This is a genomic window from Rhodospirillales bacterium (assembly GCA_016699855.1).
Classification (GTDB): domain Bacteria; phylum Pseudomonadota; class Alphaproteobacteria; order Reyranellales; family Reyranellaceae.
The window spans coordinates 67,720-81,905 of sequence record CP064988.1 but is presented as its reverse complement, the minus strand read 5'-3'; the positions used below and the strand labels follow the sequence as shown (position 1 = coordinate 81,905).

Annotated in this window: 10 protein-coding genes, 2 tRNA genes and 3 pseudogenes; all 15 read left to right on the top strand. The window is 68.6% G+C overall.

Features of this window, described 5'->3' with window-relative positions; genetic code table 11:
* The first annotated feature begins 108 nt into the window (after positions 1-108).
* The 15 genes and pseudogenes from IPK81_00380 to nuoI all read left to right on the top strand — a co-directional run bounded on the left by IPK81_00380 (position 109) and on the right by nuoI (position 14,162).
* Positions 109-872 (top strand): annotated as a pseudogene (locus IPK81_00380) (ATP-dependent Clp protease proteolytic subunit).
* A 45-nt stretch (positions 873-917) separates the two neighbouring features.
* Positions 918-2,191 (top strand): annotated as a pseudogene (gene clpX / locus IPK81_00375) (ATP-dependent Clp protease ATP-binding subunit ClpX).
* 213 nt (positions 2,192-2,404) lie between these two features.
* Positions 2,405-4,810, top strand: a complete 2,406-nt coding sequence (lon, locus tag IPK81_00370) for an endopeptidase La (GenBank protein QQS12798.1) — start codon at positions 2,405-2,407, stop codon at positions 4,808-4,810.
* A 231-nt stretch (positions 4,811-5,041) separates the two neighbouring features.
* Positions 5,042-5,314, top strand: a complete 273-nt coding sequence (locus IPK81_00365) for an HU family DNA-binding protein (GenBank protein QQS12797.1) — start codon at positions 5,042-5,044, stop codon at positions 5,312-5,314.
* Positions 5,315-5,383: 69 nt separating this feature from the next.
* Positions 5,384-5,459: transfer RNA gene (locus IPK81_00360), tRNA-Val, on the top strand.
* 135 nt (positions 5,460-5,594) lie between these two features.
* Positions 5,595-5,671 (top strand) — tRNA-Asp (locus tag IPK81_00355).
* A gap of 189 nt (positions 5,672-5,860) precedes the next feature.
* Complete coding sequence (locus IPK81_00350; protein QQS12796.1) at positions 5,861-6,226, top strand: NADH-quinone oxidoreductase subunit A; 366 nt, start codon at positions 5,861-5,863, stop codon at positions 6,224-6,226.
* Positions 6,223-6,846, top strand: coding sequence for an NADH-quinone oxidoreductase subunit B (locus tag IPK81_00345; GenBank protein ID QQS12795.1), 624 nt, complete (start codon positions 6,223-6,225; stop codon positions 6,844-6,846). Before IPK81_00350 ends, IPK81_00345 begins: the two co-directional genes overlap by 4 nt.
* Complete coding sequence (locus IPK81_00340; GenBank protein QQS14904.1) at positions 6,807-7,391, top strand: NADH-quinone oxidoreductase subunit C; 585 nt, start codon at positions 6,807-6,809, stop codon at positions 7,389-7,391. The genes IPK81_00345 and IPK81_00340 overlap by 40 nt, the downstream gene beginning before the upstream one ends.
* Positions 7,392-7,411: 20 nt before the next feature.
* Complete coding sequence (locus tag IPK81_00335; protein ID QQS12794.1) at positions 7,412-8,596, top strand: NADH-quinone oxidoreductase subunit D; 1,185 nt, start codon at positions 7,412-7,414, stop codon at positions 8,594-8,596.
* Between the two features lie 16 nt (positions 8,597-8,612).
* Entirely contained in the window at positions 8,613-9,242 is a 630-nt protein-coding gene (gene nuoE / locus IPK81_00330; protein ID QQS14903.1) for an NADH-quinone oxidoreductase subunit NuoE, read from the top strand.
* A gap of 21 nt (positions 9,243-9,263) precedes the next feature.
* A pseudogene (gene nuoF / locus IPK81_00325) lies at positions 9,264-10,563 on the top strand (NADH-quinone oxidoreductase subunit NuoF).
* 16 nt (positions 10,564-10,579) lie between these two features.
* Positions 10,580-12,628, top strand: coding sequence for an NADH-quinone oxidoreductase subunit G (locus IPK81_00320; GenBank protein ID QQS12793.1), 2,049 nt, complete (start codon positions 10,580-10,582; stop codon positions 12,626-12,628).
* Positions 12,629-12,631: 3 nt separating this feature from the next.
* Positions 12,632-13,660 (top strand): NADH-quinone oxidoreductase subunit NuoH, encoded by a 1,029-nt coding sequence (gene nuoH, locus IPK81_00315; protein QQS12792.1) that lies wholly within the window; start codon positions 12,632-12,634, stop codon positions 13,658-13,660.
* 13 nt (positions 13,661-13,673) lie between these two features.
* On the top strand, positions 13,674-14,162 hold the full coding sequence (gene nuoI / locus IPK81_00310; GenBank protein QQS12791.1) for an NADH-quinone oxidoreductase subunit NuoI: 489 nt from the start codon (positions 13,674-13,676) through the stop codon (positions 14,160-14,162).
* Positions 14,163-14,186 lie beyond the last annotated feature (24 nt).

The window sequence follows — 14,186 nt, the reverse complement described above, 5'->3', positions numbered from 1 at the left end:
CGCCATTTCCCGCCGGCGACGCTTGATTTCGGCCGCGCGCGCGGCCCAGATACGCACCGAGACCGCCGGCCCCCTCCGGCGCCAGACATCGAAGGACCGAGAGAGATGATCCGCGACCGCGATCCGATCGACATCCACAACAATTATTTCGTGCCCATGGTGGTCGAGCAGTCGGCGCGCGGCGAGCGCGGCTACGACATCTGGTCGCGCCTGCTGAAGGAGCGGATCGTGTTCCTGTCGGGTCCGATCGAGGACCAGATGGCGACCCTGCTGTGCGCCCAGCTGCTCTACCTCGAGTCCGAGAACCCGACCAAGGATATCGCGTTCTACATCAACTCGCCGGGCGGCGTGGTGACGTCGGGCCTCGCGATCTACGACACCATGCGCTACATCCGGCCGTCGATCTCGACCCTGGTGTTCGGCCAGGCCGCGTCGGCCGGCTCGCTGCTGCTGATGGCGGGCGACAAGGGCAAGCGCTACGCGCTGCCGAACGCCCGGGTCATGATCCACCAGCCCTCCGGCGGCGCCCAGGGCCAGGCCACGGACATCGAGATCCAGGCCAGGGAGATCCTGGCCACCCGGGCCAAGCTGAACCAGATGTACGTCGAGCACACCGGCCAGCCGATCGAGGTGATCGAGCGCTCGATGGAGCGCGACAAGTTCTTCGCCCCGAGGAGGCCAAGGACTTCGGGCTGATCGACGAGGTCGTCGAAACGCGCCGGTCCGCCGAGCGACGCCAAGGCCCTGACCGGGCGGCCGCGGCGGGCCGGCGGCTCCGGCGGGCGCGACCCCGCCGGATCGCGCATGGCCGCTGCGACATCGGAACACAAGATTTTGATGTTGTACGCGCCCGACACTGGGGCGTAACATAGCTATAGCGTGCGTTGCGTCGCGCGTTCGCGGAGGATTTTGGGCCCATGGCGACCACGAAGGCCGGCGGGGACTCGCGGAACACCCTGTATTGCTCGTTCTGCGGCAAGAGCCAGCATGAAGTTCGCAAGCTGATCGCCGGGCCCACGGTGTTCATCTGCGACGAGTGCGTCGAACTCTGCATGGATATCATCCGTGAGGAGAACAAGACGACGCTGGTCAAATCCAAGGACGGCGTGCCGACTCCGCGCGAGATCCGGCAGATCCTGGACGACTACGTGATCGGCCAGGACTACGCCAAGAAGGTGCTCTCGGTCGCGGTGCACAACCACTACAAGCGGCTCAACCACGGCGCCAAGAACAACGACGTCGAGCTCGCCAAGTCGAACATCCTGCTGATCGGGCCGACCGGCTCGGGCAAGACGCTGCTGGCGCAGACCCTGGCGCGCATGCTCGACGTGCCGTTCACCATGGCCGACGCGACGACGCTGACCGAGGCCGGCTACGTCGGCGAGGACGTCGAGAACATCATCCTGAAGCTGCTGCAGGCCTCCGACTACAACGTCGAGCGGGCGCAGCGCGGCATCGTCTACATCGACGAGGTCGACAAGATCAGCCGCAAGTCCGACAACCCGTCGATCACCCGCGACGTGTCGGGCGAGGGCGTGCAGCAGGCGCTGCTGAAGATCATGGAGGGCACCGTCGCCTCGGTGCCGCCGCAGGGCGGGCGCAAGCATCCGCAGCAGGAGTTCCTGCAGGTCGACACGACCAACATCCTGTTCATCTGCGGCGGCGCCTTCGCCGGCCTGGAGAAGATCATCTCGCTCGCGCGGCAAGGGCACGTCGATCGGCTTCGGCGCCGAGGTGCGCGCGCCCGACGAGCGCACCACCGGCCAGATCCTGGCCGACGTGGAGCCCGAGGACCTGCTGAAGTTCGGCCTGATCCCGGAGTTCGTCGGCCGCCTGCCGGTGATCGCCACGCTGGACGACCTCGACGAGGCGGCGCTGGTCGAGATCCTGACCAAGCCGAAGAACGCGCTGGTGAAGCAGTTCCAGCGCCTGTTCGAGATGGAAGACGTGCGCCTGGAGATCCACGAGGACGCGCTGAAGGCGATCGCCGGCAAGGCGATCGCGCGCAAGACCGGGCGCCCGCGGCCTGCGCTCGATCATGGAGGCGATCCTGCTGAACACAATGTACGACCTTCCCGGCCTCCAGGACGTCGACGAGTGCGTCGTCAGCCGCGAGGTCGTCGAGGGCCGGGCGCAGCCGCTCTACACCTACAGCGAGCGCAAGGAGCTCGAGGCGCCGGCCGGCGCCTGACCGGTCGATGGGGGCCCGCCCAGCGAGGCGGCGCCGACCGGGCCCTTTGCATGGGCGGAAGGGCCGCGCGACGGCCGCGCCTGACGTCGGCGCCGGCGTCGCCATTTGTGCACATGGACGCTCGTTCAGCCGGCGCGTCGGCGGCCCCCAGGGGCGCCGGCGCGGACGGGGCGGGCGGGCCACCAACGTCCGGTGACGGACAAGCGAGGCGTTATGAGTTCCACTCCCCGAGGTACCCTTTTCCCGGTGCTGCCGCTGCGCGACATCGTGGTCTTCCCGCACATGATCGTGCCGCTGTTCGTCGGACGCGAGAAGTCCGTCAAGGCGCTCGAGGAGGTGATGGGCGACGACAAGCAGATCCTGCTGGTCGCGCAGAAGAACGCCGGCCAGGACGATCCCGGCGCCGAGGACATCCACCGCGTCGGCACCATCGGCACCGTGCTGCAGCTCCTGAAGCTGCCCGACGGCACCGTGAAGGTGCTGGTCGAGGGCGGCCGGCGCGCGCGCATCACCGGCTTCACCGACCGCCAGGAGTTCTTCGAGGCCTACGCCGAGACGCTGGACGACGACAAGGCCGACGGTCCCGAGGTCGAGGCGCTGGCGCGCACCGTGTCGGGCGAGTTCGAGCAGTACGTCAAGCTCAACAAGAAGGTGCCGCCCGAGGTCGTGGTGTCGATCAACAAGATCGACGACCCCGCCAAGCTGGCCGACACCATCGCCGCCCACCTCGCGCTGAAGATCCCCGAGAAGCAGGCGCTGCTCGAGATCGTCGCCGTGCCGGCGCGGCTGGAGAAGATCTACGCCGTCATGGAGGGCGAGATCGGCGTGCTGCAGGTCGAGAAGAAGATCCGCAACCGCGTGAAGCGGCAGATGGAGAAGACCCAGCGCGAGTACTATCTCAACGAGCAGCTCAAGGCGATCCAGAAGGAGCTCGGCGAGGGCGAGGACGGCAAGGACGAGATCTCGGAGCTGGAGAAGCGCATCAAGAAGACGCGCTTCTCGAAGGAGGCCCGCGACAAGGCGATGGCCGAGGTCAAGAAGCTGCGCACCATGAGCCCGATGTCGGCCGAGGCGACGGTGGTGCGCAACTACCTCGACTGGATGCTGAGCGTGCCGTGGAAGAAGCGCACCAAGGTCAAGAAGGACCTCAAGGGCGCCCAGGCGATCCTCGACGCCGACCACCACGGCCTGGAGAAGGTCAAGGAGCGCATCCTCGAGTACCTCGCGGTGCAGCAGCGCACCGAGAAGATGAAGGGCCCGATCCTGTGCCTCGTCGGCCCGCCCGGCGTCGGCAAGACGTCGCTCGGCAAATCGGTGGCGAAGGCCACCGGCCGCAACTTCGTGCGCATGTCGCTGGGCGGCGTGCGCGACGAGGCCGAGGTCCGCGGCCACCGGCGCACCTACATCGGCTCGATGCCCGGCAAGATCATCCAGTCGATGAAGAAGGCCAAGACGTCGAACCCGCTCATCCTGCTCGACGAGATCGACAAGCTGGGCGCCGACTTCCGCGGCGACCCCAGCGCGGCGCTGCTGGAGGTGCTGGACCCCGAGCAGAACAGCACGTTCAACGACCACTACCTCGAGGTCGACTACGACCTGTCGGACGTGATGTTCATCACGACCGCCAACAGCCTCAACATGCCGCAGCCGCTGCTCGACCGGATGGAGATCATCCGCCTGGCCGGCTACACCGAGGACGAGAAGGTCGAGATCGCCAAGAAGCACCTCGTGGTGAAGCAGGTCGAGGCGGCGGGCCTCAAGGAAGGCGAGATCCAGATCAAGGACGACGCGATCCGCGACCTGATCCGCTACTACACGCGCGAGGCCGGCGTCCGGAACCTCGAGCGCGAGCTGGCGAACCTCGCCCGCAAGGCGGTCAAGGAGATCCTGATGGACGGGGTCACCAAGGTGAAGGTGACCGCCAAGAACCTCGACAAGTACGCCGGCATCCGGAAGTTCCGGTACGGCGAGGCCGAGGCCGAGAACCTGGTCGGCGTCACGACCGGCCTGGCGTGGACCGAGGTCGGCGGCGAGCTGCTGTCGATCGAGGCGGTGGCCGTGCCGGGCAAGGGCAAGACCACCTTCACCGGCAAGCTCGGCGACGTGATGCAGGAGTCGATCCAGGCGGCGAAATCCTACGTCCGCTCGCGGGCGGTGTCGTTCGGCATCAAGCCGACGATCTTCGAGCGCAAGGACATCCACATCCACGTGCCGGAGGGCGCGACGCCCAAGGACGGCCCGTCGGCCGGCGCCGCGATGTGCACCTCGATCGTGTCCGTGCTCACCGGCATCCCGGTGCGCAAGGACGTCGCAATGACCGGCGAGATCAGCCTGCGCGGGCGGGTCCTGCCGATCGGCGGCCTCAAGGAGAAGCTGCTGGCGGCGCTGCGCGGCGGATTGAAGACCGTGCTGATCCCGAAGGACAACGAGAAGGACCTCGCGGAGATCCCGGACAACGTCAAGAAGGGGCTCAAGATCATCCCCGTCACGACGGTGGACGACGTTCTGGCCAAGGCGCTGGTGCAGCCGCTGGTGCCGATCGAGTGGAAGGACGAGTCCGAGGCCGAGGTGCCGGCCAAGCCGCCGGGCACGCCCGTCGAAGGCATCATGACGCACTGATCAGCGTCGAGAAGGATCGGGAATCGACGGCGGCGCTCCTCACGGGGCGCCGCCGTCGACGTTTCAGCCGGTCGTCGCGGGTGTCAACGGCGTATTTATGGTCAAATGCGGCAATTGAATACCAGATGTGGTGATCCGGCGTTGACGCTGCGGCGTGTCGCGCCCTAGATTTCCGGCCGTCGATCGCGCTCGCGGTCGCGCCCGGAAACGTTGCTCGAGGGTTGCCCGGCAATGAACAAGAACGATTTGATCGTCACCGTCGCCAACGGCGCCAATCTGTCCAAAGCCGACGCCGCGCGGGCCGTCGAAGCGGTGTTCGAGACCATCGTCAAATCGCTCAAACGCAAGGAAAAGGTCCTGATCGTGGGCTTCGGCACGTTCTCGACCAGCAAGCGCAAGGCGTCCACGGGGCGCAATCCGCGGACCGGCGAGGCCATCAAGATCGCCGCGTCGGTGCAGGCCAAATTCAAGGCGGGGCAGTCCCTCAAGGACGCGCTCAACTAGGCCGGAGGCGACGCCCGGCCGATGGCGTCCGGCGCGCCATCCATGGTATCGACGGCCGGCGCGCGGCGCGGGCGATTAGCTCAGTTGGTAGAGCATCTCGTTTACACCGAGAGGGTCGGCGGTTCGAGCCCGTCATCGCCCACCACGCCGCCGCGGCCGAGCCACCAAGTTCCCGCCGCCGCGCGTACGCGCCGTGCGAATTTGCCCCAACATGTTGTGGCCGTTTTCGTTGACACGCCGGGCCCTGAGCGTCTAAACGTCCGTCCGCCAACAAGGCCACGCGGGCGTAGTTCAGTTGGTTAGAATGCCGGCCTGTCACGCCGGAGGTCGCGGGTTCGAGTCCCGTCGCTCGCGCCACCTTCCCCTCGGGGAAGGGGGGATTGGTCTGGTCTTGGTTGGATGTTCGGGCGGGACGTCTTCGTCTCCCACGTCGCCCCGTTCCCGCGTACGCGACCACGCATGTCGAATGCGGCGACGCGCGATCGGTGAGCCGACGAGGCGGCGACGCGGGCCGTGGCGGCCGCGCCGGCGGCGAGGGGGAGGACGATGAACGCGCTGTTGTTCGAGTACCTGCCGATCCTCATCTTCATCGGCATAGCGCTCGGCGTCGTCGTCGCGATGGTCGGCGGCTCCTGGCTGATCGCCCGCCAGAACCCGGATTCCGAGAAGCTCTCGCCCTTCGAATGCGGTTTCGCGCCGTTCGACGACGCCCGCGGCAAGTTCGACGTGCGCTTCTATCTCGTCGCCATCCTGTTCATCATCTTCGATCTCGAGGTCGCGTTCCTGTTCCCCTGGGCGGTCGCGCTCAAGGACATCGGCGTCTTCGGATTCTGGTCGATGATGGTCTTCCTCGGCGTGCTGACCGTCGGCTTCGTCTACGAGTGGAAGAAGGGGGCGCTGGAATGGGAGTGACCTCCGCGACCTCCGCCGCGGCCGTCGGCGCCGGCAACGCCGCGCTCACGCGCGCGCTCGAGAACGAGCTCGCCGACAAGGGCTTCGTCGTCGCGCAGGTCGACAAGCTGGTGTCCTGGGCGCGGTCGGGCTCGCTGTGGGGCCTGACGTTCGGCCTCGCCTGCTGCGGCGTCGAGATGATCCACACCTGGATGAGCCGCTACGACCTCGACCGCTTCGGCGTCGCGCCGATGCCGAGTCCGCGCTCGGCCGACATCATGATCGTCGCCGGCACGCTGACCAACAAGATGGCGCCGGCGCTGCGCAAGGTCTACGACCAGATGGCCGAGCCGCGCTACGTGATCTCGATGGGATCCTGCGCCAACGGCGGCGGCTACTACCACTACAGCTACTCCGTGGTGCGCGGCTGCGACCGCATCGTGCCGGTCGACGTCTACGTGCCGGGGTGCCCGCCGACGGCGGAGGCGCTGCTCTACGGCGTGCTGCAGCTGCAGAAGAAGATCCGGCGCACGGGGACGCTGATCCGCGGGCGGTCGAGGAGCGGCGCGACCCGGACCAACGCGGCGAAGCTCTCAACCAACTGGCCGCGCATGTCGGCGCGTCGACCGGCGGCGCCGTGACCGGCGCCGCGGTGCGTCTGGGCGAGCTGACGCTGGAGACGACGCCCGAGCGCCTGCTGGATCTGCTGGGCTTCCTGAAGAAGGACGACCGCTGCCGCTTCGCGCAGCTGGTGACGATCTGCGGCGCCGACTACCCGGCGCGGCCGCGGCGCTTCGAGGTCGTCTACCACCTGCTGTCGCTGAGGCTGAACCAGCGCGTGCGCGTGAAGCTGGCCACCGACGAGGACACGCCGGTGCCGTCCGCGGCTCCGGTGTACGAATCGGCGCCGTGGTTCGAGCGCGAGACCTGGGACATGTACGGCGTGTGGTTCTCCGACCACCCCGACCTGCGGCGCATCCTCACCGACTACGGCTTCGAGGGCCATCCGCTGCGCAAGGACTTCCCGCTGACCGGCTACGTCGAGGTGCGCTACGACGACGAGCAGAAGCGCGTCGTCTACGAGCCGGTGAAGCTCACGCAGGAGTTCCGCCGCTTCGACTTCCTCAGCCCGTGGGAGGGCGCGACGCCGGTCCTGCCGGGCGACGAGAAGGCGACCAAGGCCTAGGCCGGAGCCGCGATCGCCGAATGGCCGACGTCGAGATCAAGAACCTGACGCTGAACTTCGGGCCGCAGCATCCCGCGGCCCACGGCGTGCTGCGCCTGGTGCTCGAGATGGACGGCGAGATGGTCGAGCGCGCCGATCCGCACATCGGCCTGCTCCATCGCGGCACCGAGAAGCTGATCGAGTACAAGACCTACCTGCAGGCGGTGCCGTATTTCGACCGCCTCGACTACGTCTCGCCGATGTGCCAGGAGCACGCCTACGCGCTGGCGGTCGAGAAGCTGCTCGGCATCCAGGTCCCGGAGCGCGGCCAGTGGATCCGCGTGCTGTTCTCCGAGATCACGCGCATCCTCAACCACATCCTGAACGTCACGACGTTCGCGATGGACGTGGGCGCGCTGACGCCGACGCTGTGGGGGTTCGAGCAGCGCGAGCTGCTGATGGAGTTCTACGAGGGCGTCTCGGGCTCGCGCATGCACGCGGCCTATTTCCGGCCCGGCGGGGTGCACCAGGACCTTCCCGGCGGCATGCTCGACGCCATCGCCAAGTGGTGCGACCAGTTCCCGGAGTTCCTCGACGACCTCGAGCGGCTGGTGACCGAGAACCGCATCTTCAAGCAGCGCACCGTCGACATCGGCGTGGTCACCGCCGAGCAGGCGGTCGAGTGGGGCTTCTCCGGACCGATGATGCGCGCCTCCGGCCTGGCGTGGGACCTGCGCAAGTCGCAGCCCTACGAGGTCTACGACAAGGTCGATTTCGACGTTCCCGTCGGCAAGACCGGCGACTGCTACGCGCGCTACCTCGTGCGCATGGAGGAGATGCGCCAGAGCCTGCGCATCATGCGCCAGTGCGTGGACGCGCTGCGCACGGTCGGCGGGCCGGTGCGGGTCGACGACCGAAAGGTGGCGCCGCCCCGCCGCGGCGAGATGAAGACCTCGATGGAGGCCCTCATCCACCATTTCAAGCTGCACACCGAGGGCTACAAGGTGCCGGCCGGAGAGGCCTACGCCGCCGTCGAGGCGCCGAAGGGCGAGTTCGGCGTCTACCTCGTGTCCGACGGCGGCAACAAACCGTACCGGTGCCACATCCGCGCGCCGGGATTTCCGCACCTGCAGGCGCTGCACGCGATGAGCAAGGGCCACATGCTCGCCGATCTCTCGGCGAACATCGGCTCGCTCGACATCGTGTTCGGCGAGATCGACCGCTAGGACCCGCGTCATGGCCATGATCACCGCCGATCCGACCGACGTGCCCGCCGTCGCCGAGTTCGCGTTCACGCCGGAGAACCTCGCGGCGGCGCGGGAGCTGATCGCCCAGTATCCGGCCGGCCGCCAGGCCAGCGCCGTGATCGCCTGTCTCGATCTCGCGCAGCGCCAGAGCGGCGGCTGGCTGCCGCGGGTGGCGATGGACCACGTCGCCGGTCTCCTCGACATGGCGCCGATCCGCGTCTACGAGGTCGCGACTTTCTACACGATGTTCAGCCTCAAGCCGCGCGGCAAGTACCTGCTGCAGGTGTGCACGACGACGCCGTGCTGGCTGCGCGGCTCCGACGCGGTGATGAAGGCCTGCCGCGAGGTCACCGGCGTCGGCCCGGGCGAGGTCAGCGCCGACGGGCTGTTCAGCACCATGGAAGTCGAGTGCCTCGGCGCCTGCGTGAACGCGCCGATGATCCAGATCAACGACACCTTCTACGAGGACCTCGACGAGGCCTCGACGAGGAAGGTGCTGGAAGCCTTCAAGCGCGGCGAGACGCCGAAGCCCGGTCCGCAGATCGACCGGCAGACCTCGGCGCCGGTCGGCGGGCCGACGACGTTGACGACGATTCCGGGCGGCGCCGCGCCGTCCGGATCGTGACGGGCGCGGTGGAGTAGGGCGATGCTGCGCGACGAGGACCGGATCTTCACGAACCTCTACGGGCTCCACGACTGGGGCCTCGACGGCGCGCGCCGGCGCGGCGCCTGGGACGGCACGGCCGCGATCCTCGCCAAGGGCAAGCGACTGGATCGTCGACGAGATGAAGAAGTCGGGCTTGCGCGGCCGTGGCGGTGCGGGCTTCCCGACCGGGCTGAAATGGTCATTCATGCCCAAGGAAGTCGGCGCGCGGCCGCACTACCTCGTCGTCAACGCCGACGAGTCCGAGCCCGGCACCTGCAAGGACCGCGACATCCTGCGCCACGACCCGCACACGCTGATCGAGGGCTGCCTGATCGCCGGCTTCGCGATGCAGGCGCACGCCGCCTACATCTACGTCCGCGGCGAGTTCTACGACGAGGCCATGCGGCTCAAGGCGGCCGTGCGGCAGGCCTACGACGCCGGCCTGCTCGGGCCGGACGCCTGCGGCTCGGGCTGGGCGATGGACGTGTTCGTCCACCGCGGCGCGGGCGCCTACATCTGCGGCGAGGAGACGGCGCTGCTGGAGAGCCTCGAGGGCAAGAAGGGCATGCCGCGGCTGAAGCCGCCGTTCCCGGCCGGCTCCGGCCTCTACGGCTGCCCCTCGACCGTCAACAACGTCGAGTCGATCGCGGTGGCGCCGACCATCCTGCGCCGGGGCGCGGCGTGGTTCGCCGGCATCGGCCGCCCGAACAACGTCGGCACCAAGGTGTTCTGCATCTCCGGCCACGTCAACAAGCCGTGCAACGTCGAAGAGGAGATGGGCATCCCGCTGCGCGAGCTGATCGAGCGCCACGCCGGCGGCGTGCGCGGCGGCTGGGACAACCTGCTGGCGGTGATCCCCGGCGGCGCCTCGGTGCCGCTTCTGCCGAAGTCGATCTGCGACGACATCCTGATGGATTTCGACTCGCTGCGCGCGGTCACGTCCGGCCTCGGCACGGCCGCCGTCATCGTGATGGACAAGTCGACCGACATCGTGAAGGCGATCGCGCGGTTGAGCTATTTCTACAAGCACGAGAGCTGCGGCCAGTGCACGCCCTGCCGCGAGGGCACCGGCTGGATGTGGCGGGTGATGGAGCGCATGGTGAAGGGCGAGGCCGAGATCGAGGAGATCGACGCGCTGTACGACGTCTCCAAGCAGGTCGAGGGCCACACGATCTGCGCGCTGGGCGACGCCGCGGCGTGGCCGATCCAGGGCCTGATCCGGCATTTCCGGCCGGAGATGGAGCGCCGCATCGCGGCGCGCGCGGCGTCGGCGAAGGCGCCGGCGCTGGCGGCCGAGTGAGCGCGGGAGCGTCGACATGCCCAAGATGAGGATCGACGGGATCGACATCGAGGTGCCGGCCGGCATCACGGTGCTGCAGGCCTGCGAGCTGGCCGGCGTCGAGGTGCCGCGGTTCTGCTACCACGAGCGCCTGTCGATCGCCGGCAACTGCCGCATGTGCCTGGTCGAGCAGGAGAAGGCGCCCAAGCCGATCGCGTCGTGCGCCATGCCGGTCATGGAAGGCATGGTGATCAAGACCGACACGCCGCTCGTCAAGAAGGCGCGCGAAGGCGTGATGGAGTTCCTGCTGATCAACCATCCGCTCGACTGTCCGATCTGCGACCAGGGCGGCGAGTGCGACCTGCAGGACCAGGCGATGGCCTACGGCCACGACCGCAGCCGGTTCCTCGAGAACAAGCGCGCCGTGCCCGACAAGGACCTCGGACCGCTGGTCAAGACGTCGATGAACCGCTGCATCCAGTGCACGCGCTGCGTCCGCTTCGCCAGCGAGGTCGCCGGCGTCGAGGAGCTGGGCGCGACCGGCCGCGGCGAGCAGATGGAGATCACGACCTACGTGCGCCGCACGTTGTCGTCGGAGCTGTCGGGCAACATCGTCGACCTGTGCCCGGTCGGCGCGCTGACGTCGAAGCCATACGCCTTCAACGCCCGCCCGTGGGAGCTGCGCAAGACCGAGACCATCGACGCGCTCGACGCGCTGGGCAGCGCGATCCGGGTCGACACCCGCGGCGCCGAGGTGATGCGCGTGCTGCCGCGCGTCAACGAGGACGTCAACGAGGAGTGGATCTCCGACAAGACGCGCCACGCCATCGACGGCCTGAAGCGCCAGCGGCTCGACCGGCCCTACGTGCGCCAGGGCGGCAAACTGCGGCCGGCGTCGTGGAGCGAGGCGTTCGACGCCGTCGCCGCCCGGCTCAAGGGGCTGGACGGGTCGAGGATCGCGGCCGTCGTCGGCGACCAGTGCGACGCGGAGTCGATGTTCGCGCTGCGCGAGCTGATGGCGTCGCTGGGCTCGACCCGGGTGGAGTGCCGCCAGGACGGCGCGGCGCTCGATGCCGCCACGCGCGGCGCCTACCTGTTCAACGCCGGCATCGGCGGCATCGACAAGGCCGACGCGATCCTGATCGTGGGGAGCAATCCGCGCCTCGAGGCGCCGGTGCTGAACGCGCGCATCCGCAAGCGCCACCTCGCCGGCCGCGCCAAGATCGGGCTGATCGGCGATGTCGCGGGCGACCTGACCTACCCGGTCGAGCGGCTCGGCCACGGCGCCGCCACGCTGTCGGAGCTGGCGGCCGGCGGCCACTCGTTCCTCGCGACGCTGAAGGACGCCAAGAACCCGATGATCATCGTCGGGCAGGGCGCCTTGCGGCGTCCCGACGGCGCCGCCGTGCTGGCCGAGATCCGGACGCTCGCCGGATCGGTCGGCGCCGTGCGCGACGACTGGAACGGGTTCTGCGTGCTGCACACCGCCGCGGCGCGGGTCGGCGGCCTCGATCTCGGGCTGACGACCGAGGGCGGCGTCGAGGCGATCCTCGCGGGCTGCGCCGGCGGCGACGTCGAGTTCGTCTATCTGCAGGCCGCCGACGAGATCGACACCAAGCGGCTGGGCAAGGCGTTCGTGGTCTACCAGGGCCACCACGGCGACGCCGGCGCGCACCGCGCCGACGTGATCCTGCCGGGCGCCGCCTACACCGAGAAGCCGGGCATCTACGTCAACACCGAGGGCCGCGCGCAGCTCGCCAAGCGCGCCGCGCAACCGCCGGGCGAGGCGCGCGAGGACTGGGCCGTCCTGCGGGCGCTGTCGGCGGCGTGCGGCAAGCCGCTGCCCTTCGACACCCTGGACGAACTCCGCCGCCGGCTGGTCGCGGCCAACCCCGTGTTCGGCGCCATCGACGCGCAGGCGCCCGGCGCCTGGGGCGCGTTCGGCCGCGCGGGAAGCATGACCGACGCGCCGTTCGTCTCGCCGATCGGGAATTTCCACATGACCTGCCCGATCAGCCGCGCCTCGCCGACGATGGCCGCGTGCGTGGCGGCGCGCCGGGCGCCGGCGTCCGTGGCGGCGGAGTAGGCGATGACCCTGCTCGAGTTCTTCAACACCCACTGGCTGGGGATCACGATCAAGATCGTGGTCCAGTGCCTGGCCGTGACGGTGCCGCTGCTCGTCTCCGTGGCGTACATGACCTACGCCGACCGCAAGATCTGGGCCGCGATCCAGCTGCGCCGCGGCCCCAACGTGGTCGGGCCGTTCGGCCTGCTGCAACCGTTCGCCGACGGGCTGAAGCTGCTGCTGAAGGAGACCATCGTCCCCAGCGGCGCCAACAAGGTGCTGTTCGTCATCGCGCCGATGATCACCTTCGTCACCGCGCTGATCGCGTGGGCGGTGGTGCCGTTCGACGACGGCTGGGTGATCGCCGACATCAACGTCGGCATCCTCTACCTGTTCGCGATCTCCTCGCTCGGCGTCTACGGCGTCATCATCGCCGGCTGGGCGTCGAATTCGAAATACGCCTTCCTCGGCGCGCTGCGCTCGGCGGCGCAGATGGTGTCCTACGAGGTCTCGATCGGCTTCGTGCTGATCACCGTCCTTCTGTGCGCCGGCTCGCTGAACCTCAGCGAGATCGTCCGCCAGCAGTCCGGCGGCTTCTGGCACTGGTACTTCCTGCCGCTGCTGCCGATGTTCGTGATCTTCTTCATCTCGTCGCTGGCCGAGACCAACCGCACGCCGTTCGACCTGCCGATGTCGGAGGCCGAGCTCGTCGCGGGCTTCCACACCGAGTACTCGTCGATGACGTTCGGCCTGTTCTTCCTCGGCGAGTACGCCAACATGATCCTGCTGTCGGCGATGGGCGCGGTGCTGTTCCTCGGCGGCTGGGACGCGCCGCTGCCGTTCGCGCCGTTCACGTGGATCCCCGGCGTCGTGTGGTTCGCGCTCAAGATCGCGGCGCTGCTGTTCGTGTTCTCGTGGACCAAGGGGACCGTGCCGCGCTACCGCTACGACCAGCTCATGCGTCTGGGCTGGAAGATCTTCCTGCCGTTCTCGTTGCTGTGGGTGGTCCTCACGGCCGGCGCCATCGTGGCGTTCGGCTGGGGTCCGAAGTAGGGGAGCGGGAACGATGGCCTTCCTCGACCGCACCGCGCGCGCGTTCCTGCTGACCGAGCTGATCTCGGGCTTCGCGCTGACGTTCAAGTACATGTTCAAGCCGAAGGTGACGGTGAACTACCCCTTCGAGAAGGGGCCGATCAGCCCGCGCTTCCGCGGCGAGCACGCGCTGCGCCGCTACGCCAACGGCGAGGAGCGCTGCATCGCGTGCAAGCTGTGCGAGGCGGTGTGCCCGGCGCTGGCGATCACCATCGAGGCCGAGCCGCGCGAGGACGACAGCCGGCGCACGACGCGCTACGACATCGACATGACCAAGTGCATCTACTGCGGCTACTGCCAGGAGGCGTGCCCGGTGGACGCGATCGTGCTCGGGCCGAACTTCGAGTTCTCGACCGAGACGCGCGAGGAGCTGATGTACGACAAGGCGAAACTGCTCGCCAACGGCGACCGCTGGGAGGCCGAGATCGCGGCCAACCTCGCCGCCGACGCGCCCTACCGTTGACCCGGCGCGAGCGCGGAGACGACG

Excerpts from the sequence above, each read along its gene's own strand:
- lon (QQS12798.1), top strand. The coding sequence starts at position 2,405 with ATGAGTTCCACTCCCCGAGGTACCCTTTTCCCGGTGCTGCCGCTGCGC.
- IPK81_00365 (QQS12797.1), top strand. The coding sequence starts at position 5,042 with ATGAACAAGAACGATTTGATCGTCACCGTCGCCAACGGCGCCAATCTG.
- IPK81_00350 (QQS12796.1), top strand. The coding sequence starts at position 5,861 with ATGAACGCGCTGTTGTTCGAGTACCTGCCGATCCTCATCTTCATCGGC.
- IPK81_00335 (QQS12794.1), top strand. The coding sequence starts at position 7,412 with ATGGCCGACGTCGAGATCAAGAACCTGACGCTGAACTTCGGGCCGCAG.
- nuoE (QQS14903.1), top strand. The coding sequence starts at position 8,613 with ATGATCACCGCCGATCCGACCGACGTGCCCGCCGTCGCCGAGTTCGCG.
- IPK81_00320 (QQS12793.1), top strand. The coding sequence starts at position 10,580 with ATGCCCAAGATGAGGATCGACGGGATCGACATCGAGGTGCCGGCCGGC.
- nuoH (QQS12792.1), top strand. The coding sequence starts at position 12,632 with ATGACCCTGCTCGAGTTCTTCAACACCCACTGGCTGGGGATCACGATC.
- nuoI (QQS12791.1), top strand. The coding sequence starts at position 13,674 with ATGGCCTTCCTCGACCGCACCGCGCGCGCGTTCCTGCTGACCGAGCTG.